The 18,949-nt window shown below is 38.1% G+C and carries 23 protein-coding genes and 1 pseudogene; 13 read left to right on the top strand and 11 right to left on the bottom strand.

What is annotated here, in order from left to right:
* Positions 1-75: 75 nt before the first annotated feature.
* Positions 76-303 (bottom strand): DUF1450 domain-containing protein, encoded by a 228-nt coding sequence (locus MKX39_RS02890; RefSeq protein WP_093061364.1) that lies wholly within the window; start codon positions 301-303, stop codon positions 76-78.
* Between the two features lie 255 nt (positions 304-558).
* Here MKX39_RS02890 and MKX39_RS02885 point away from each other — a divergent pair, with 255 nt between their 5' ends.
* Entirely contained in the window at positions 559-1,182 is a 624-nt protein-coding gene (locus MKX39_RS02885) for an RsfA family transcriptional regulator (RefSeq protein WP_093535843.1), read from the top strand.
* A gap of 19 nt (positions 1,183-1,201) precedes the next feature.
* Here the strand turns inward: MKX39_RS02885 and MKX39_RS02880 are convergent, their stop codons facing one another.
* Complete coding sequence (locus MKX39_RS02880; protein WP_340764365.1) at positions 1,202-2,032, bottom strand: lipoate--protein ligase family protein; 831 nt, start codon at positions 2,030-2,032, stop codon at positions 1,202-1,204.
* Positions 2,033-2,052: 20 nt separating this feature from the next.
* Positions 2,053-2,997 carry a phosphate acetyltransferase gene (gene pta / locus MKX39_RS02875; protein WP_340768208.1) on the bottom strand — a complete coding sequence of 315 codons (945 nt, stop codon included), beginning with the start codon at positions 2,995-2,997 and terminating at the stop codon, positions 2,053-2,055.
* Between the two features lie 152 nt (positions 2,998-3,149).
* Between pta and hemQ the strand changes: the two genes are divergently transcribed.
* The 7 genes and pseudogenes from hemQ (at position 3,150) to MKX39_RS02840 (ending at position 7,399) form a co-directional block, all read left to right on the top strand.
* Entirely contained in the window at positions 3,150-3,899 is a 750-nt protein-coding gene (gene hemQ, locus MKX39_RS02870) for a hydrogen peroxide-dependent heme synthase (protein ID WP_093535847.1), read from the top strand.
* Between the two features lie 110 nt (positions 3,900-4,009).
* Complete coding sequence (locus tag MKX39_RS02865; protein WP_340768206.1) at positions 4,010-4,429, top strand: cell wall hydrolase; 420 nt, start codon at positions 4,010-4,012, stop codon at positions 4,427-4,429.
* 18 nt (positions 4,430-4,447) lie between these two features.
* A complete protein-coding gene (gerQ, locus tag MKX39_RS02860) occupies positions 4,448-4,777 on the top strand; it encodes a spore coat protein GerQ (protein ID WP_093535851.1) in 330 nt (109 codons plus the stop codon).
* Positions 4,778-5,011: 234 nt separating this feature from the next.
* Complete coding sequence (locus tag MKX39_RS02855; RefSeq protein WP_340761436.1) at positions 5,012-5,161, top strand: hypothetical protein; 150 nt, start codon at positions 5,012-5,014, stop codon at positions 5,159-5,161.
* A 108-nt stretch (positions 5,162-5,269) separates the two neighbouring features.
* A pseudogene (locus MKX39_RS02850) lies at positions 5,270-5,560 on the top strand (formate--tetrahydrofolate ligase); the annotation flags it as partial.
* Complete coding sequence (locus MKX39_RS02845) at positions 5,553-5,690, top strand: formate--tetrahydrofolate ligase (RefSeq protein WP_340768203.1); 138 nt, start codon at positions 5,553-5,555, stop codon at positions 5,688-5,690. The pseudogene MKX39_RS02850 and the gene MKX39_RS02845, both read left to right, overlap by 8 nt.
* Before the next feature lie 311 nt (positions 5,691-6,001).
* On the top strand, positions 6,002-7,399 hold the full coding sequence (locus tag MKX39_RS02840; protein ID WP_340768202.1) for an amino acid permease: 1,398 nt from the start codon (positions 6,002-6,004) through the stop codon (positions 7,397-7,399).
* A gap of 527 nt (positions 7,400-7,926) precedes the next feature.
* Here the strand turns inward: MKX39_RS02840 and MKX39_RS02835 are convergent.
* The 4 genes from MKX39_RS02835 to MKX39_RS02815 form a co-directional block, all read right to left on the bottom strand.
* Complete coding sequence (locus tag MKX39_RS02835) at positions 7,927-8,307, bottom strand: DUF423 domain-containing protein (RefSeq protein ID WP_093535853.1); 381 nt, start codon at positions 8,305-8,307, stop codon at positions 7,927-7,929.
* A 19-nt stretch (positions 8,308-8,326) separates the two neighbouring features.
* A complete protein-coding gene (locus MKX39_RS02830; protein ID WP_093535855.1) occupies positions 8,327-8,578 on the bottom strand; it encodes a YwdI family protein in 252 nt (83 codons plus the stop codon).
* A gap of 213 nt (positions 8,579-8,791) precedes the next feature.
* Positions 8,792-9,445, bottom strand: a complete 654-nt coding sequence (locus MKX39_RS02820) for a uracil-DNA glycosylase (protein ID WP_340761431.1) — start codon at positions 9,443-9,445, stop codon at positions 8,792-8,794.
* A gap of 7 nt (positions 9,446-9,452) precedes the next feature.
* Positions 9,453-10,202: a DUF4230 domain-containing protein gene (locus tag MKX39_RS02815; RefSeq protein ID WP_340768200.1), complete on the bottom strand. Its 750-nt coding sequence runs from the start codon at positions 10,200-10,202 to the stop codon at positions 9,453-9,455.
* A gap of 103 nt (positions 10,203-10,305) precedes the next feature.
* Between MKX39_RS02815 and MKX39_RS02810 the strand changes: the two genes are divergently transcribed.
* From MKX39_RS02810 to MKX39_RS02790, 5 genes are all read left to right on the top strand, one after another.
* Positions 10,306-10,563 carry a hypothetical protein gene (locus MKX39_RS02810; protein WP_093535863.1) on the top strand — a complete coding sequence of 86 codons (258 nt, stop codon included), beginning with the start codon at positions 10,306-10,308 and terminating at the stop codon, positions 10,561-10,563.
* A 69-nt stretch (positions 10,564-10,632) separates the two neighbouring features.
* Positions 10,633-11,466 carry a bifunctional hydroxymethylpyrimidine kinase/phosphomethylpyrimidine kinase gene (gene thiD / locus MKX39_RS02805; RefSeq protein ID WP_340768199.1) on the top strand — a complete coding sequence of 278 codons (834 nt, stop codon included), beginning with the start codon at positions 10,633-10,635 and terminating at the stop codon, positions 11,464-11,466.
* Positions 11,467-11,592: 126 nt separating this feature from the next.
* Complete coding sequence (locus MKX39_RS02800; protein WP_093535867.1) at positions 11,593-11,943, top strand: YojF family protein; 351 nt, start codon at positions 11,593-11,595, stop codon at positions 11,941-11,943.
* 13 nt (positions 11,944-11,956) lie between these two features.
* A complete protein-coding gene (gene bshB2 / locus MKX39_RS02795) occupies positions 11,957-12,643 on the top strand; it encodes a bacillithiol biosynthesis deacetylase BshB2 (RefSeq protein WP_093535869.1) in 687 nt (228 codons plus the stop codon).
* A gap of 107 nt (positions 12,644-12,750) precedes the next feature.
* A complete protein-coding gene (locus MKX39_RS02790; RefSeq protein ID WP_093535871.1) occupies positions 12,751-14,091 on the top strand; it encodes a YjiH family protein in 1,341 nt (446 codons plus the stop codon).
* Between the two features lie 270 nt (positions 14,092-14,361).
* On the opposite strand, the gene MKX39_RS02785 is transcribed toward MKX39_RS02790, so the two are convergent.
* From MKX39_RS02785 to MKX39_RS02770, 4 genes are all read right to left on the bottom strand, one after another.
* Positions 14,362-15,321: an L-threonine 3-dehydrogenase gene (locus MKX39_RS02785; RefSeq protein WP_340768197.1), complete on the bottom strand. Its 960-nt coding sequence runs from the start codon at positions 15,319-15,321 to the stop codon at positions 14,362-14,364.
* A gap of 448 nt (positions 15,322-15,769) precedes the next feature.
* A complete protein-coding gene (locus MKX39_RS02780) occupies positions 15,770-16,960 on the bottom strand; it encodes a glycine C-acetyltransferase (RefSeq protein WP_340768196.1) in 1,191 nt (396 codons plus the stop codon).
* Between the two features lie 143 nt (positions 16,961-17,103).
* Positions 17,104-18,165, bottom strand: coding sequence for a hypothetical protein (locus MKX39_RS02775; RefSeq protein WP_340768195.1), 1,062 nt, complete (start codon positions 18,163-18,165; stop codon positions 17,104-17,106).
* A gap of 78 nt (positions 18,166-18,243) precedes the next feature.
* Positions 18,244-18,891 (bottom strand): YczE/YyaS/YitT family protein, encoded by a 648-nt coding sequence (locus MKX39_RS02770; protein WP_340761427.1) that lies wholly within the window; start codon positions 18,889-18,891, stop codon positions 18,244-18,246.
* Positions 18,892-18,949: the final 58 nt, after the last annotated feature.

Genomic DNA, 18,949 nt, shown 5'->3' with positions numbered 1-18,949 from the left:
CTTCCACCTCCGAAATGTAGTTTAGTATTCATTATAAAGAAAAAACCGCATATTGAATACACGGCAAAAGTTCTGTTAATCTGCTATCTTCGCTCGTACTTTTTCCATTAATTCGTCTTCCGTTAACGCAGCAACGGGACGATTATTGATAAAGGCGAATGTTTTTTTTCGTCCGGGACCGCAGTACGACTGACATTCTTTCACTTCAATCTCAGCTTCCGGATCAATCGCTTTTAGTTTAGGTATTAATGTTTTTAAATTGACGGCTTGACACTCATCGCAAACACGAAAATGGTTTGCCATAGTCTTCAACCCCTTTCATTCATTACGTCTTGGCGTAATTGCTTCCTCTTAATATCTGCGATATTCGCCGGAAACATTATCATTTTTTCATTAGTTTTAGTACAAATAGCTGAATGTTTAATAGTAATAGTCTACAGGTCATTGTATCTTAAAGTTTATATTGCTATCAAGTGTATATTACGTGAATAAAAGAGCACTAAGTTGACCATTATGTTAATAGAACAACGAAACTATGAACATGGCAGGAGGAAGAACATGGTAAAAATTAGACAAGACGCCTGGATGACAGAGAATGATGAAATGCTAGCAGAGATGGTATTACGTCACGTTCGAGAAGGCAGCACGCAACTAAACGCATTTGAAGAAGCAGGAGACGAATTAAATAGAACTGCAGCAGCTTGTGGATTTCGCTGGAACGCAGTCGTTCGTCATCAATATGAAAATGAGTTAAAGGAAGCGAAAAAAGAAAGAAAAGAAAAGCTTCGTATATTAGGAAAAGATTATAGACGAAGAGGAAATGGAATTTATCTAGCTAAATCTCAAGATGATGGTGAACGCACCCAATCCATTCCGGTATCTGCATTATCCATCGATATTATCATTGCATATCTCGTACGTTTGCAACATAGTGATTCAGATGTTTCTAGATACCGTCACCTTTCAACTATATCAAATGAAAAGATTCGTAAATTAGAGAGTGAGCTTGCAAAACTAGAAAAAGAAAACGCAGCTATTAAACAAGATTACGAGCAATTCGTTCAGATCATGAACCGTGCAAGACGTCTTGTAACTTTAAACGACGAGGAAATACCAGCAGTACCCGTTTTCCAAATGGAGAAGAATGGTAATCTCGTATCTAAAGAACCACCAATCGTTTAGAAGATTGGTGGTTTTTATTTTATTTTTCTAGCATTTTTTTATTGCGATCTACTACTCGTTGCATGTAAAACATATACAAGTCCATTTCATCAGGTGTGACAGATTGATGGATGACTGTGTCTGACAACTGTTGGAGCAATTGTTGGATACGAATAACGATATCCTCTACTCTAAACGAGGTATCTAGCAGTTCATTCATAGATGCCATCACTTCTGGTTTAATATCTGGATATGTAAACTTAGTATTTTCACCTTGAATGCCAATTTCGTAAAATCTACGTATCAGTTCTGCTCGTTCACTTCCACTACCTTCAATACATAGATACACCTGCACTGCTATTCCCTGACGCAATCTTCGCTGAGAAATTCCCGCAAACTTTTTACCATCTATACTTAAATCATATGAACCTGGACAATACGATCCAATAATTTCATAAGCTTCTATTTTCCCATCTGCTTCGGGGAATAAAAGCTCGACGAATGCAAGCATCACTTCATAACCAGTAGGAATATCTATCGCCTGCTTCGCTTCCGGTAAAATAATAGATACATTTAGTACACCCTCATCTAAAACAACTGCTAGTCCTCCCGAATTTCGTACAATGGGGGAATATCCCTGGGTACGAAGAAAGTTCTGCCCATCCTCCACAAACGGGAGTCTGTGATCTTGTATACCTAAAACAACAGTTTGAGAGTGGACCCACGTACGTACAGTAGCCGGTGACTGTTGTTGTCCTACTAGGTGACATAGTAAATCATCTGATGCGAATGATTCAAGTGCAGATCTACTTTTCCCACTAAGCGATTGATCCCAAAATCGCCATTTTTCTTGCTGCAATAAAACTTCTATTTCTGACATGTGACTACTCCTCAAATAAGTGCTTGTGCAGCAGTAATATAAGCTAACTTATAAACATCCTCTGCAGAACAACCTCGTGATAAATCATTAACTGGTGCATTCAATCCTTGTAAAATAGGGCCAATTGCTTCGAACTCACCTAAACGTTGCGCAATTTTATAACCAATATTCCCTGCCTCTAATGAAGGAAATACAAATACAGTCGCATCCCCTTGTAGTACAGCATCAGGCGCCTTTTTCGCCGCTATCTCAGGGACTATACTTGCATCAAATTGTAGCTCTCCTTCTATTAGAATAGTGGAGTCCAACTCTTTGGCTAATTCAGTTGCTCTCACTACCTTTTCAGTTTCCTCTGATTGCGCCGAGCCTTTTGTAGAGAAGGATAGCATCGCCACTTTCGGTTTTATACCAAAGGCTGCAGCTGTTTTAGCACTTTCAACCGCTATTTCTGCTAAATCCTCGCTCGTTGGGGAAATGGTAATCGCACAATCCGCAAATACATACCGAGTCTCCCCTTTCACCATAATGAATGCTCCACTTGTTTTCGAGATTCCTGGCTTTGTTTTAATAATTTGTAATGCAGGACGTACCGTTTCAGCAGTCGTATGCGCTGCTCCGCTTACCAAGCCATTTGCCTTTTTCATATAAACTAGCATCGTTCCGAAATAATTAACATCTTGTAGGATCTCTTGAGCTTGTTCTTCTGTCACTTTGCCTTTTCGACGTTCTACAAAAGCAGCGACAAGCTCGTCCATTTTTTCATAATTTTGAGGGTTAATAACAGTTAAAGCAGAAGGGACTTCTTCTTTGTTTCCAATAATAATAGGATGAATAATTCCTTCTTCCTGGAGTTTCAATGCCGCTGAAATGATTCGTTCATCATTTCCCTCTGGCAATATAATGGATAGTTTGGCGTCCCTTAATTTCTCTTTTATCTCTTGAAATAAATCTGCCATATTGTCTCCTCCTACGCTCTTTTTTGTTACTTCAAGCATACACGAGATTGTCACAGATTGTCATGTGCGAGCCGTACCATTAGAAGAAATGTTCGGGACTATATGATACACTAAATGGGAGATATTTTTAATCTAAAGGAGTGTCATAATTTATGAATGAAGCAGCAATTACATTAGATGGTTGGTACGTATTACATGATTTCCGCCAAATGGACTGGGCATCGTGGAAACAAGTAGATCCAGAACTACGCAAACAAGCTACAGATGAGTTCGTAGCATTTTTAGATGAAATGCAACTTGCGGATGATGCTAAAACAGGAGCACATGCTTTTTACACAATCGTTGGGCAAAAAGCTGATTTTATGTTAATGACATTACGTCCAACAATGGATGAACTTCAAGAACTAGAAGCAAGATTTAATAAATTAACAATTGCCGATTTCACAATTCCAGGTTACTCATATGTTTCAGTAGTAGAATTGTCTAACTACCTTGCTGGTGAATCTAACGAAGATCCATATCAAAACCCACATGTACGTGCACGTTTATATCCAGAGCTTCAACGTTCTCAATATATTTGCTTCTATCCAATGGACAAGCGTCGTGACGGTAATGACAACTGGTATATGCTTCCAATGCAAGAGCGTAAAGATTTAATGCGTAGCCATGGTATGATCGGTCGCAGCTATGCTGGAAAAGTTAAGCAAATTATCTCTGGATCTATCGGCTTTGACGATTTTGAATGGGGCGTAACACTATTCTCAGACGATGTTCTTCAATTTAAAAAGCTAATATATGAAATGCGTTTTGACGAAGTAAGCGCTCGTTATGCAGAATTTGGATCATTCTTCACTGGTACTATTCTTGCAGGAGAGAAACGCTCTACATTCTTTAATATCTAAAATGAAAGGACTGCTATTGTGCAGTCTTTTTTTTTGCTTCTATATGTCTATACAAACTTTGTTCATCATTTGCAATCTGTTTGCATAGTGTATGGGTAGGAGGTGATGCAATGGCAGTCGTCAAATCCAACACGAAGCAACTGGAATTACTTGCGAGGCTGATGCGATCAGAAGCTGAAGGTGAGGGTGAGCTTGGCATGCTCATGGTAGGGAACGTAGGAGTAAATAGAGTTCGTGCTGCCTGCCTAGATTTCAAAGATATACGTACGCTGGAGGAAATGGTTTTTCAAAGCCCTGGAGGATTTGAAGCAACACAGAAGTCGTACTTCTATCAAAGTGCACGTGAGCAAGATAAAAAACTTGCCCAAAGAGTGATTAATGGGGAGCGGTTTCACCCTGCAACTCGTTCATTATGGTTTTTTGAACCAGCAGGAGAATGTCCTGCACAATGGTATAACCAACCGAATACAGGCCGTTTTAAATCACATTGCTTCTTCGCACCTTCTACTGCAGATTGTCCCCAAATATAAATTTGAAAGGATGTTTGAATGGTTCAATATTATTGGCACCCTGGAGGTTTCCCTCAACAGCAGCAAATGCAACAACCTATGACCCCCCCTCAAATACCGGCAGCTATTAGAGGTCAGGAAGAATCTTATATTGAAAATATTTTAAGAGCCAACAAAGGCAAGTTAGGTACATTCTATTTTACGTTCGAGAACAACCGAGAAAGGAATAATTTTGTAGTTACCGGCTATATAGAAGCTGCTGGTCGCGATCACGTTATTATTAGTGATCCAAATGGCAAAAGATACTTAATGCTTATGATTTACTTAGATTATGTAACATTTGATGAAGAAATTAATTATTACGCTTAATACTTAAAGCTTATTCGTTATGCGAATAAGCTTTTTTGTTGTTTGAGTGAAACTCAGACCCGGTCCTCTTATAATAAAAACGTAGATATGAAATTTTTTCTCTGCTGATGTATCTGTTGGGCCAATTCGAGAAAGTTTCGATTCGTGGGAGTTAACACTTAATGTTGAGGGATTGAAAACTTCAAATCGTTACTTTGCTTATGGTCCAGTGGGCATGGTAAAGGAGATTTTAATATGTATTTTTACAGTAATGACCCTGAAGAACCGAATGAAGAGTTCTCTATAAATTTTGAGGACATCATTGCCTATGCTTTAAAACGTTACAAGTTTCACCAGGTCTTTTCAGATGAAATAAATGCACAAAAAAGCAGTTGCTTGTTTTAAAAGAGGAAAATGATAAACGATACGGTAATGCAGGATATATGTGGGATATTGGGAACTAATTTCTTTTTTTTATGCTCCATTGAATTTACCAGTAGACAATATTCATTTGTTGGGGTCGAAGGAGCTCTTACACTACTACTAAAGAATGCGTTCAAACCTAACTTGGTACAAACAATTGAAGGGACACCAGCAATTATCCACGGCGGCCCATTTGCGAACATTGCGCACGGGTGTAACTCTTTAATCGCCACCAACACTGCACGCAGACTTGCGGGTGTGGTCGTGACTGAAGTAGGCTTCGGAGCTGATCTAGGTGCTGAAAAATTTATGCACATCAAATCAAGAAAAGGTAATTTCCATCCGGATGCTGTCGTTATTGTAGCAACTATCCGTGCACTTACCTAAGCTAGGTGCAGGTTTCTTAGTTTGCCTGACTAGCTACATCATGACGATGCCTAGTTTACCAAAACAGCCTGCTGCTCTAAAAGTGGATGTTGGTCCTGACGGTGAAGCAGTTGGTCTATTCTAAATCACTCTATAAGAAAATGGTGCCTGGCACCGAGACTCAAGCGAGACAATTATGTCACGCAATAAGTTTCGGTACCAGGCACTTTTTTTCTCTACCTACTATAAACCGAAGTTTAGATAATCAGATTTAATGGTATGCACTTAATTATAATCGGAATTGGGTGACATTTGACTTTTAGCTAACATGATTCTATATTGTTACGAGTGAATAAATATCACCCACTTCTACTCATGCTAGAGTAGAGGTTTTAACTATGCTTGTTTTTAAATAACATACTCTTTTTAGAGGTCATTAGAGAGGAATAATTAGGAATGGATTCAAATAAAAAACTTGGTTTATGGATACTGACTGCATTAGTAGTTGGTAATATGGTGGGCTCAGGTATCTTTATGCTACCACGCACATTAAGTGAGGTTGCCAGCCCAGCTGGTGCTCTGTCCGCTTGGCTTATTACAGGTGGCGGGGTTTTGATGATTGCCCTTGTATTCGGAAACTTGGCAATCAGAAAACCTGATTTAAACGGTGGACCACAAATCTATGCCAAGGAGTTGTTCAAAACTGGAAGCAATTCTTCAATTCTATCGGGTTTTATGTCTTCTTGGGGATATTGGATTGGAAATTTGGTCGGGAACATCGCTATCATTACGACGTTTGCAGGTTATCTATCCACCTTTTTCCCAATCTTAATAAGTCAGGCAGAGCTTATTACAATCGGCTCCTTTACATTAAAAGTAGGAAATGCGTTAACTTTTATTGTCTGTTCTCTTCTATTATGGGGAGTTCATTTTATTATTCTTAATGGGATGGAGGGTGCCGGGAAAATCAATCTAGTGGCAACAGCTACAAAAGTAATCGCTTTTCTGTTATTCATTGTGATTGGCCTGTTTGCTTTCCAGAAAGCAAATATCCTTCCATTTGCTGCACCAAGATACGATGAGCTTGGACATCAAATCGGGTTATTTGGACAGCTTAATAACGCTGCAGTCGCAACACTGTGGGCATTTGTAGGCGTTGAATCCGCTATTGTTTTTGCATCACGTGCCAAAAAATCAATTGATGTGAAACGTGCTACCATTCTCGGACTGCTTATTGCCCTTGCCATCTATATTGGAATTAGCACTCTCGTTTTAGGAATGTTAAACCATGACGCACTCGTAGCGTCCGATAAACCACTGATTGATGCTATTTCTACTGTACTTGGGCCAGTTGGAGGTAAAGTTCTAGCTGCAATTGGGCTAGTCAGTTTATTCGGCTCAACAGTTGGTTGGGTTATGCTAAGCGCTGAAATTCCGTATCAAGCAGCAAAACAGGGATTATTTATTCCCTCGTTCTTAAAAGTAAATGAAAAAGGGATACCTGTTTTCTCGATGATCATTACAAACGGGATAGGACAATTGTTTATCTTCTCCACTATTTCTAATACAATTGCCGCAGCATTCGATTTCATGATTATTGTGGCCACACTGTCGTACTTGGTTCCTTACTTTATCGCTTCCACTTTCCAGTTGAAGCTAGTCTATACAGGGGAAACGTACACCGCGAAAAGAACTCGAATATTGGACGGAATCATTGGTTTTTTTGCTACCCTTTACTCCATCTGGGTCATCTATGCTGGTACTGCAGACTTGATAACTTTTATATTTGGTGTACTTTTACTAGCTAGCGGAATTCTGTTCTACAATAGTGTTAAAAAAGCAAATAACCTATAACATGAAAAACACCTGCTTCATCCAATGAGATGAGGCAGGTGTTTTTTGAATAGCGAAAGTTAATCGTCAAACTTTTGTACTTCTTATCACTGCATTTTATTTCTGCAACAATTTCTTTTGTATACTTTTTCAATTTGCCATTCGCGATTGCTTCTAGTTTTTACTCCCACTCACCGGTAAGGGTAGGCGATTTTAACTCTTCTGGAACAAGATCAAGCAATTGGCGACCTTTTGATGAGTAAGGATAAAAGGACCTTAGTTAAAAGAAATCAACTTTCTACATTCTTCGTTACAGAATAGTAGTCTAATTCAACAGACGGTTTTATCCCTATATAACCTTAGGCTACTCTTATTATCTGCGTTGCCACACGAGGTGCGCTCTTAGCCTTTGTTCAATCAGTAGTATTATTCATTCTTAAAAATTCATTAAATCCAATGTTCATCCTGTATTTATATATACTTTCTGGTGTACGGATAAAAAATTTAGAAACAAAAAAGCCGAACCCTTGATAGGTTCGACTTTCCGATTAGTTTGCGTATTTTACCGCGGCTACTATAAGCATAATCCATCCAACTAAAAATGCTACTCCACCGATTGGTGTTACTGCACCTAAAATGCTAATACCTGTTAAGCTCAATACATATAAACTACCTGAGAAGATAATAATTCCTGCAAGTATAAAGTATCCTGCAGTATTCAAGGTAGAAATTGGACCGAGTACCTTGCTACTCATCAATATACCAATAGCAACTAAAGCTAATGCATGGAACATCTGGTATTGTACCGCTGTTTCCCATGTTGCCAAGTATTTGTCAGCCACTTTACCTTCCAAAAGATGCGCTCCAAAGGCTCCAAGTGCTACGGATAAAAAACCGTTAATAGCACCTGCTATAATAAAAAACTTCACGAAACTCTCCTTCTTTCTCTTAAAAATCGAATAGGGAATCACCATTTGCATCTTCTTCTTTTATAGCAACTGGTTGTGTAGGTAAAATTGTTGAAGTCGTTTGCACACTTCTAGTAGTTGGAACTTGTAATGGAATTTGCACTTCTAAACCAACATCACACAATGCTTTAATCGCAACTAATGATTCTCTGAAAGATTGCTCATTGCCACTAGTTTTTGCATATTTTAGATGTTTATCTATTTGCATTAATAGTTGCTCATTAGAAATCATCGTCTTAGTCCCTCCACTTGCTTTGGTTCAAATTTCATGCATTCCATTCCTGAGGAACGCAGTACTACTACGGAGGGAAGTTCCTTTGTTTTAAATCCGTAAGCTTTACAACCACGAGGATTTCTCGCTTCCCATGTTGTAAAGAAATGTCGACATTTGAAACAATTTACAGCCAATGTCCTCCCCTACTTTCCATTGCCTATCGTAGCATAATTATAGGCAAAAATCGATTGGTTCCTCCCCCCATGCAGCTAAACTCGCATTGATTTTAGAATACGGCTTACTTCCTAAAAATCCTCGATGTGCACTTAATGGGCTTGGATGAGGTGCTTGAAGAATCGTATGTTTTTCTGTGTCAATTAGTGTTATTTTAGACTGCGCTGGCTTACCCCATAAAACAAATATAATAGGTTTGTCTCGGTTGGAGAGCTTTTGGATTACTGTATCCGTAAAAGTTTCCCAACCCATTCCTTTATGAGAGTTAGCTTCTCCTGCTCGTACAGTTAAAACTGTATTTAGTAAAAGGACCCCTTGTTTCGCCCACTTTTCTAAATATCCACTCGTTGGAAGAGGACAACCTAAATCATCTTCTAATTCCTTCAACATATTCCTTAAGCTTGGAGGTATACGAACACCTGGCTTCACAGAGAAGCTCATCCCATGGGCTTGCCCTTCTCCGTGATAAGGGTCTTGTCCCAAAATTACTACCCTGACATTATCATAGGTGGTCATCTTAAACGCACTGTCGATTTCGGTACGTTTGGGAAAAATTGTTTGAGATGCATATTCCTCATCTAAAAATAATTGTAACTTTTTAAAATAAGGCTTCTCCTGTTCCTCTCTTAACACATCTTTCCAACTAGGCATGTACTTGTCACTCCTTAAACTCCACTTCTACATCATAATTCACTAACTGGAACATTTCTTTCACTGACTTAGTCGCATTTTCTTCTGCTAGCTCTAAAATACCTTGTCCAGTTGTTTCTTCAATCATCATTTCTTTTGCAGTCTCTGCAAGTTCATATCCCTCTTTAATATCTGCTTTCTCACGGAATAGTCCTTCATATGAAAATACTTCTACCTGTTCAAATAAAATCTCTGGTCCACCTAGAAATTCAGGCTTTGGCAATATTAACTTAGCCGTCCTATTTTCTTCATCTACATCTATATCTGACTCGACCACCTGCGAAAAATCGACACCTGCTTTGACGGAACCAGGTATAACCACTAGAAGTTGTCGCTTAGTGCCAGGTAAATCAATGCCAATCTCTTTTCCAAATACTGCATTATCTTGTCTTTCAATAATTACTTTCGTATAAGCCTGGGCAGTTGACAACTCATTTAACGCTTGTACTTGTTCCACAAATGAGCCTTTACTTTCAGTGAACGTACTTCCTTTAATAGCCCAAAAAGCTGCAAATGGAAGGGCTGCTATTAATAAGAGAATGAGTAGTCCAATAAGTAGGAAGGACTTTGTACCAAACCTGTATAAAGTTCGTGGCATCTTCCAAGCATTAAATCCTTTACGTGAAGGGCTTTCTGCAATAGTAGCTGCCGACTCATCTTGAGCTTTTAATTCTTCCAAGAGCTTTTCCATTTCACGAATCTTGTCCTCTTTTCGCATATCATCCCTCTTTCCTCTAAATCTATTACGTTTACATTAGCTAAAAGTTTCGCTATTAACAACTAATCTACCATGGTACGATAAAAAAAAGGAGTTTTTTCAAATGGCAGATTTTCACTATCGAGAAAAATTAAAACAGATTGAAAAAGCAGCTAGTACCAATATGGTTCCAGAAGGAGCTAAAAACATTGGATTGGGGTGCTTTATTTTTGTATTTGTTTTACTTATTGCATTCCTTATTTTCTTATCTGTTTCATTATGGGTAAACGAAATTATAGTTGGCTCTCTTGTAACAGGTATACTTGTTGTTGTTTGTTTATTTGTTTTATATAAGTTCTGGACAGCTCCTAAGATTCCTTAATGTAAATATCCGAAAAAATCTGCTACAATAAAATAATTATACGCAGCATAGAAAAAGGAGATAAGTCCAATGTCTATCAAAAAAACACTTACAATAGCTGGTTCCGATACTTCTGGTGGAGCTGGAATTCAAGCAGATTTAAAGACTTTCCAAGAACACGGTACATATGGCATGAATATTTTAACAGTTATTGCTACTATGGATCCTGATAACGGTTGGAGCCACGGTGTATTCTCATTGCCAGTAGAAGAGATTAAACGCCAAGCAAAAACGGCATTATCTACAAATGTGGATGCTATCAAAACTGGTATGTTAAGTACGGAAGAAATTATAGAGACAGCCGGTAATATTATAGAAGAAGCTGGAGTTAAAAGTGTAGTAATTGACCCTGTTATGGTATGTAAAGGCGAGGATGAAGTCCTTAATCCGGGGACAGTGGATGCAATGATCGAGTTTTTACTTCCACGCGCATTAGTCGTTACCCCTAACCTGTTTGAAGCTGGACAACTTTCCGGCCTTGGTGCATTGCACACAATTAAGGATATGAAAGCAGCCGCAGAAAAAATTCATGCTCTTGGTGCGAAAAATGTAGTCATCAAAGGTGGTAAGCAGTTAAAGCATGAAAAAGCTGTAGACTTATTTTACGATGGACAAACACATACACTTTTAGAAACAGAAAAAACAGAAACTACGTTTAATCATGGTGCTGGATGTACGTTTGCTGCAGCAATAACGGCAAATTTAGCTAATGGCTTTTCTGTTGCCGATTCAGTTTTTGAGGCGAAAGAATTCGTTTCAGCCGCTATCGCACACGGTTGGAAATTAAATCAATACGTTGGACCAGTTCTTCACGGTGCTAAAGGTAAATTCGGCGCTCCAGAAGTAACTACTACAACTGTTTAATAAGTATTTAAAAACTCGTAGAGTCATCGATGACTTACGAGTTTTTTTGTGTCTAATTCAATCATTCGCATCATTAAGTTTTTTTCATTATACTAATAGCAGACAGTATACTAGGAGGCAATATGAATGGAACTTGTTCAAGTAGAACGCTTGCAGGAGCTTTTGAATAATTTTGCAAACGAAGATGTATATATACATTTAGAAACAACAAATGGAGCCTATGCGGCACATTTTAATGAGAGTGTGTTTAATGCGGGTGCATTCATTCGTAACGTTATCATACGTTACGAACTTGGGAAAATAGCAGGAGAATCTCCACATCGTATAGGGTTAAAACTCCCGCATGGTTGGGTATATGCACAAGGGATTACCCATTTCGAGTTAGATGAGCACGGAAGATTATTGATGGCTGGACATGACCAAACTGGGAAATTGGCCGTTGCATTACAAATTAGCAAAACACCATTTACTTACTAAGGAGGACACATAAATGACATTACCAATGGAACGACATGTATTAGTTGTATTCCCTCACCCTGACGATGAAGCATTTGGGGTATCAGGTACAATAGCAACTTATATTAAGCAAGGAATTCCGGTTACATACGCTTGCTTAACACTAGGGGAAATGGGAAGAAACTTAGGAAACCCTCCTTTCGCCACTCGTGAGACATTGCCGCAAGTTCGCAAAGATGAACTACTTGCATCTGCTAAAGCAATGGGAGTGACAGACCTTCGTATGATGGGTTTACGTGATAAAACGGTAGAATTTGAGGACGATGAAAAAATGGTAGAGATGATGCAAAACCTAATCTCTGATACGAACCCTTCCCTAGTAATTACGTTTTATCCAAATTATGCAGTTCATCCTGATCATGATGCGACTGGACGTGCAATGATTCGCGCAGTGAGACGTATGCCTGAGGAACAACGCCCAACAATTTATGCTTTAGCGTTTTCAAATGATTCTAAGGAAGTCTTAGGAGAGCCAGATATTGTTCATAACATTAAAGAAGCTGCAGAACAAAAAATGGGATCTATGCGTGCGCATATTTCACAGACTGCATGGATGTTAGAAGAAATGGATAAACGTCTAGCTGATGGAGAAACTGAAGCAGAAAATTGGCTAAACTTCGAACGTTTTTACACATATGACTTCTCCAAAGATTTCGAATAAAGGAACTTTCTTTAAGCTATAGACTTCTTCATGCAATTGAATTATTATGTATAAACAGTATTATTTGATGTATAAATATTCATATATATAGAAAGTTGGTCTTTTGCATGAAAAAGTTTTCTTTATCCACTTGGCTATTATTCCTGCTACCATCTATAGCAGGTGTTATTCTTTTTATGATTCCTCTACCTATTGACGAAGGAATTCAAATACCTATTGCATGGTTTGCTAGTATTCTTTCTACCTTACTTGAACCAGTCGTCCAATGGGTTGCATTAGTAACACTTTTAATCGCTGCCATTGGCTCGATTATTTTTCTGTTCAGACCAAAAGAAGAGACTTTTATCAATAACTTATTCAAAGTAACTCCTTTTTGGACAGTTACACGTATTGTCGGTGCAGTCTTTTCTATTTTGATCATCTGGCAGATTGGTCCTGAGGCAATTTGGAGTGAAAATACAGGTGGAATGTTATTAAGTCCTACTGGACTGGTGTCCTTCCTATTTACCATTTTTCTATTCGCAGGATTGTTGTTACCTCTACTACTAAACTTCGGACTATTGGAGTTCTTTGGTACGATGATGGTGAAAATCATGCGTCCTCTATTCAAGTTACCCGGTCGCTCTGCCGTTGACGCACTTACTTCATGGGTTGGAGATGGGACAATCGGAGTTTTGCTTACTAGTAGACAGTATGAAGAAGGTTATTACACGAAGAAAGAAGCAGCTATTATTGGTTCTACTTTCTCCGTTGTTTCTATAACATTTTGTATCGTTGTATTAGATCAAGTTGGTTTAGGCAATTACTTTATACCGTATTATTTAACCGTTCTACTTTGTGGTGTTGTACTTGCGTTTATCATGCCAAGAATTTACCCACTTGCTGGAAAAGAGGATACACATATTGATGGACGTCCTCTTGATTTAGAAGCAGAGAAATACCCTGAAAATTATAATGCCGTTACGCATGGTTTAGAAAATGCATTGAACACGGCTAGTAAAAACCGTTCAATTGGCAAGTTTTTTACGGATGGTATAAAAAATGTGATTGATATGTATATTGGAGTTGCACCTGTAGTACTTGCATTCGGTACAATTGCATTAATGCTTGCAGAGTATACTTCGGTATTTACTATTTTAGGTAAACCTTTTGAGCCCCTATTAATGTTATTTGGTATTCCAGAAGCAGCGGCAGCAGCACAAACAATGGTTGTTGGTTTTGCGGATATGTTCCTTCCGTCTATTCTTGGAGCATCTATTGAATCAGAAATGACTCGCTTCTTTATCGCTACAATGTCTGTAACGCAGCTGATTTATATGTCTGAAGTTGGTGGCTTGTTATTAGGTTCAAAAATTCCGGTTAATATTAAAGACTTAGTCGTTATTTTCTTATTACGTACGCTTATTTCATTCCCAATCATTGCAGTAGTCGCACATATATTGTTTTAAATAAGAAAGACCAGGTATAAAAAACACCCGGTCTTTGTAGATTAAATCTATTGTTAAAGTACTTTGGACAGATTTTATGCTATATGATTACCATTTGATTTTCAAAGAGGCTGTTCGTGACTAATGTCACAAATAGTCTCTTTTTTCTCGGTAATCTTATGGATTTTTACTGTCCATCGTCGTTTTTAGATAATTAGAGAAAAAATGCTATCCAATTTTTATAGCACCAAATTCCTTTTAATTAATGATACAACAGAAAAACAGCGGACCTTATAGAAGGTCCGCTGTTTGTTTTGCTGCTAGTTTAGTTAACATATCTTTTGTCATTGCATCTAGATTATATTTATATGAAAAGCCCCATTCTTCCTTTGCAGCAGCTGCATCTATAGAATCTGGCCAGCTATTTGCTATTGCTTGACGAATCGGATCCACTTCAAAGTCCATAGTGAAAGTCGGTATTTCCTTACGGATAGATGCTGCGATTTGCTCTGGTTCAAAGCTCATTGCCGTTACATTGAACGCATTGCGATGGATCAATTTTGAAGCATCTGCCTCCATTAAGTCCACAATTGCCTGCAAAGCATCTGGCATATACATCATATCCATATATGTTCCAGCTGCAATATATGATGTATACGAAGCCTCTTTAATCGCTTTATAATAAATATCCACTGCATAATCAGTCGTTCCACCACCAGGTAAAGTTTCATTGGAAATCAGCCCTGGGAAACGCAATCCACGTGTGTCTAACCCAAATTTATTAAAGTAGTAATCACATAATAATTCACCTGAGACTTTGTTCACTCCATACATCGTTGTTGGACGCTGTAATGTATCCTGAGGAGTATTCTTTTTAGGCGTAGAAGGCCCAAATGCTCCAATAGAACTTGGAGTAAAGAACTGCAAACCTAGTTCTCTAGAAGCTTCTAGTGCATTTACTAACCCACCCATATTTAAATTCCATGCAAGTAATGGTTTAGCCTCTGCAGTTGCTGATAAAAGAGCTGCCATATGGATCATCGTATCTGCTTTAAAATCCTTCGCAAGTTGATGCATTTTTTCCCCATCGGTCACATCTAAAATTTCAAAAGGACCACTTTCTGATACAGGTGAAACAACATTTCTAATATCCGTTGCTAATATATTGTCTGAACCATACTCTTTTCGCAATTTGGTTATTAACTCTGAACCGATTTGCCCTAGAGCTCCGGTAACCATAATTTTTTTCATATTATTCTTCCTTCCAAAAACATTTGTATTTTTGAGGAGTACAAAATTGATGCCAAAACCATTGATATTACTAGTCTTTCGTGAAATTAATTATACATTGTTCCCTCAATAAACACAATACAACTTTAAAAGAGTTTCTTATAATGAAGTACAGGAGGCCTATATGAGACTACTTCCATACATCTCTATATTTGTTTTAGGAGTTGCATTAACGGTGCTTGTCTATTTGCAGTTATGCCTTATGCAATAGATTTAATTATAGTAAGAAAAAGATGATTTGAGCACTTTTCGATTAGTAGCTGAGGATAGCATTTTGTTTAGTCAAAGGATGTTCAAAATTATAATTTTTTTATTCATTTAAATGGATAGAAACAAATATGAAAAATTAAACTTAACTTTGTTTCCATAAAAAAGGCTACCAAGTTTTAAACTTGGTAGCTGTTTTAAACTATTTAATTACACCAAGCTCTTTACCAACTTTCTCATAAACAGCGATGGCTTCATCTAGCATTTCTTTCGTATGGGCTGCGGTAGGCATATTACGAACGCGTCCTGTCCCTTTTGGTACGGTTGGGAAGACAATAGATTTGGCATAAACGCCTTCCTCGAATAGTCGTTTGGAGAAGACTTGCGTTAATTTTTCATCGCCAATAATACATGGTGTAATCGGTGTTTCGGATGCTCCGATGTTAAATCCAAGTTTCGATAAACCTGCTTTTAAGTAGTCACCATTATCCCAAAGTTTGTCGTGTAATTCAGTGGAATCAATAATCATTTGAACTGCTGCAGTAATTGCTGCTACATCACCTGGTGGTAATGCTGTGGAGAATAAAAATGGACGTGAACGAACCTTTAACCAGTCGATTAAATCCTTTTTACCTGCAACGTATCCACCTACAACACCGATTGCTTTAGAAAGAGTACCAATTTGGAAATCGATTTCTTTTTCTAAACCGAAATGCTTCACAGTTCCCTTCCCTTTACCAGTTACACCTGAACCATGTGCATCATCTACATAAGTTATTAGATCAAACTCCTTCGCAATCTCCACGATTTCTGGAAGCTTCGCAATATCTCCATCCATCGAGAAAACGCCATCTGTAATAACCATCACCTTGTTATATTGACCTGATTCTGTTGCAGCTTTTGCTTTAGCACGTAAATCATCCATATCGGAGTGGTTAAATGCTATGATTTTCGCACGAGACAGTCGGCATCCATCAATAATAGACGCATGATTTAGTTGGTCTGACAAAATGGCATCGTTTTTGTCCATCACTGCAGAAATAGCTGCCATGTTACAGTTGAAACCTGATTGGTAAGATATAGCCGATTCCGTTCCTTTGAATTCCGCTAGCTTTTGTTCTAACTTCACATGTAGATCTAGTGTTCCATTAATCGTACGGACAGCTCCAGCTCCAACTCCATACTTGTCCACCGCATCTTTTGCAATTTGTTTTAGCTCTGGATTTGTTGCAAGTCCTAAATAGTTATTCGATGAGAGATTAATGAGCTCAGAGCCCTTCACACTTATTTTCGCGCCATTAGGACCTTCTACTGGGTCGATTTCATTATATAAACCTTGGTTCTTCAATTCATTTAAGTTTTCAGTTAAAAAATTATTTAATATGTGAGACATGTTACTCATCCTTTCACGGGTCATATTCTACTCTATCTTACCATGTGAAAAGGTTTGAGGAAAATAAAGCTGCTATTTTAAAGCCCTACAGACATTTGTCCGTAGGGCCTTGTTATTGCTATTCTCCGATTAATTCCATGCTTTCATCTTATCGTTTCAAGCATTTTCTCCTGTAATTCTCTCCACTTTTCCTCTTCAATTGCTGAGTCGTAAAGCATCTTAATCATTTTCGATTCTCCCGAATATGTGCATAAATAATCTTGAGCAAGTTCCATCTCACTTGCATAGTCATTTCTTACCTCTACTATTTTATCTTCATTTAACATGGTTTGATTGATATGTGGAAAGAAGTCTATAATTTCATCTCCATTACGTTCTGGCTCATAAACATGAGGACTCGTCGCATCGACCACACATAATTGGAGTTCTGGAATCACTATCCCGTCTACACTATTTGCATCCAAGCCACACCAAATATACCTTACATCTAATCCATGTAGCTTTGCCTCTTCCCCAAAATTCTTCATAAAAGAAGACTTTCCACTACCCGGTAATCCTTTTATATACAATCTATTTTTCAAGTTTTTAGAAATAGACTCCAAAGTATCCTTTGCACCAAGTGGAGTAAGAGAACCCATTAACCGATGTGTAACCTTTGGATTCTTTTGAAGTTGAATATTACCAATACTTTTCTTAGTACGTTCTTCAAGCAAAGTGTTTATACCTTCCCAATTTATGGCTCCTTGTATAAGCAGTTCCCATTCGTCATGAATTTTTTTTGCTCGAGATAATGCTTGAAGCCCTTTTGATAGCCATACATCATTAGTAATCTGCTTTTCTTTTACTATTGGTCCAATATCATGAAGTTTGCGGTCATTATATGCTTCATAATAGGGTACCCATTCGTGTCCTGCCCCGTAATAGATAGGGTCTACAGTGTCAGCTTGTAAGTAAAGTGTTTTTGTTTCATTAATATACAAGCCTTCCAGCAAATCCTCATGCATTGGGTCATAAAACCACTCCATATTTTTACCTCTACGCACTGCATTATAGCCTATTTCCTTGAATATCTCGGTCAATCGATAGGTGGTCGGCCCCTTAAAGAAATATACTTTGTTCGCCTCTTGAATAATTTCCTTGTAAAAGTTTTTCACACCTTGTCCCGTATATGACCTTCCCATATAATGAGTAATTACCCCGTTCATAGCGTCATCCTCCCTATCATTCCTTCAAGAAATACTATATGCACTGTCCTAGTAAAATATGAAAAAGAGTGTGGAAAATCAAGTTTGATTTTCCACACTCTTTTTCACATACGGCAATGTATAACCGGAAATGGTATATAGTAGTTTTTGAGACAAAGGCAATGAATAATGAACTATCTGTCCAAGCAATAACGCGATAATAATAGTACCTAGTCCAACCGGTCCACCAAGTGCCCAGCCAGCAAGTGCCACAATTATTTCAATTCCGGTTCTTACTTTTTTAATACTCCAACCTGTTTTAGCCATGAGTAACAGCATAAGAGAATCACGTGGACCTGCTCCAACATTTGGAGAAACATAAACCCCTACACCGACTGCAGTTATAACAACCCCAATAACAAATATAATTATTTGCCCTATATAGCTTGTGATATCAGGTAAAAGCCAGTTAAACACATCAATAAACGATCCTATAAAAAGAATATTTAGCCATGTACCAAGCTGCGGAAATTTCTTCGTTCCAATCATCGTGACCAATACAATCGTGATACCCGTCAAAATTGCCCAAGTCCCGATAGTTAAACCAAGATGATTATATAAACCAACATGAAATACATCCCATGGTCCAATTCCAAATTGCTGTCCTTTAATGGTCATCGAAATTCCCAACGCCATAGTAGTGACTCCCGTAACAAAAAAAATCCAACGCCAAACTAATTGCTTCATTTGAAATCCTACTTCCTGTTTCTGAAAACCGCCTAGAAGTCTCCAGTATATAGTAGGT

This window comes from Psychrobacillus sp. FSL K6-1464, from assembly GCF_038003145.1.
Lineage (GTDB): Bacteria > Bacillota > Bacilli > Bacillales_A > Planococcaceae > Psychrobacillus > Psychrobacillus psychrotolerans.
The sequence above is the reverse complement of the archived record's forward strand: the minus strand, read 5'-3'. Positions and strand labels throughout refer to the sequence as shown.

Excerpts from the sequence above, each read along its gene's own strand:
- MKX39_RS02780 (WP_340768196.1), bottom strand. The coding sequence starts at position 16,960 with ATGTCTCACATATTAAATAATTTTTTAACTGAAAACTTAAATGAATTG.
- MKX39_RS02820 (WP_340761431.1), bottom strand. The coding sequence starts at position 9,445 with ATGCCTAGTTGGAAAGATGTGTTAAGAGAGGAACAGGAGAAGCCTTAT.
- gerQ (WP_093535851.1), top strand. The coding sequence starts at position 4,448 with ATGGTTCAATATTATTGGCACCCTGGAGGTTTCCCTCAACAGCAGCAA.
- MKX39_RS02800 (WP_093535867.1), top strand. The coding sequence starts at position 11,593 with ATGGAACTTGTTCAAGTAGAACGCTTGCAGGAGCTTTTGAATAATTTT.
- MKX39_RS02815 (WP_340768200.1), bottom strand. The coding sequence starts at position 10,202 with ATGCGAAAAGAGGACAAGATTCGTGAAATGGAAAAGCTCTTGGAAGAA.
- MKX39_RS02775 (WP_340768195.1), bottom strand. The coding sequence starts at position 18,165 with ATGAACGGGGTAATTACTCATTATATGGGAAGGTCATATACGGGACAA.
- bshB2 (WP_093535869.1), top strand. The coding sequence starts at position 11,957 with ATGACATTACCAATGGAACGACATGTATTAGTTGTATTCCCTCACCCT.
- hemQ (WP_093535847.1), top strand. The coding sequence starts at position 3,150 with ATGAATGAAGCAGCAATTACATTAGATGGTTGGTACGTATTACATGAT.
- MKX39_RS02785 (WP_340768197.1), bottom strand. The coding sequence starts at position 15,321 with ATGAAAAAAATTATGGTTACCGGAGCTCTAGGGCAAATCGGTTCAGAG.
- MKX39_RS02810 (WP_093535863.1), top strand. The coding sequence starts at position 10,306 with ATGGCAGATTTTCACTATCGAGAAAAATTAAAACAGATTGAAAAAGCA.
- MKX39_RS02855 (WP_340761436.1), top strand. The coding sequence starts at position 5,012 with ATGTATTTTTACAGTAATGACCCTGAAGAACCGAATGAAGAGTTCTCT.
- pta (WP_340768208.1), bottom strand. The coding sequence starts at position 2,997 with ATGGCAGATTTATTTCAAGAGATAAAAGAGAAATTAAGGGACGCCAAA.
- MKX39_RS02830 (WP_093535855.1), bottom strand. The coding sequence starts at position 8,578 with ATGATTTCTAATGAGCAACTATTAATGCAAATAGATAAACATCTAAAA.
- thiD (WP_340768199.1), top strand. The coding sequence starts at position 10,633 with ATGTCTATCAAAAAAACACTTACAATAGCTGGTTCCGATACTTCTGGT.
- MKX39_RS02885 (WP_093535843.1), top strand. The coding sequence starts at position 559 with ATGGTAAAAATTAGACAAGACGCCTGGATGACAGAGAATGATGAAATG.
- MKX39_RS02840 (WP_340768202.1), top strand. The coding sequence starts at position 6,002 with ATGGATTCAAATAAAAAACTTGGTTTATGGATACTGACTGCATTAGTA.
- MKX39_RS02770 (WP_340761427.1), bottom strand. The coding sequence starts at position 18,891 with ATGAAGCAATTAGTTTGGCGTTGGATTTTTTTTGTTACGGGAGTCACT.
- MKX39_RS02790 (WP_093535871.1), top strand. The coding sequence starts at position 12,751 with ATGAAAAAGTTTTCTTTATCCACTTGGCTATTATTCCTGCTACCATCT.
- MKX39_RS02890 (WP_093061364.1), bottom strand. The coding sequence starts at position 303 with ATGGCAAACCATTTTCGTGTTTGCGATGAGTGTCAAGCCGTCAATTTA.
- MKX39_RS02865 (WP_340768206.1), top strand. The coding sequence starts at position 4,010 with ATGGCAGTCGTCAAATCCAACACGAAGCAACTGGAATTACTTGCGAGG.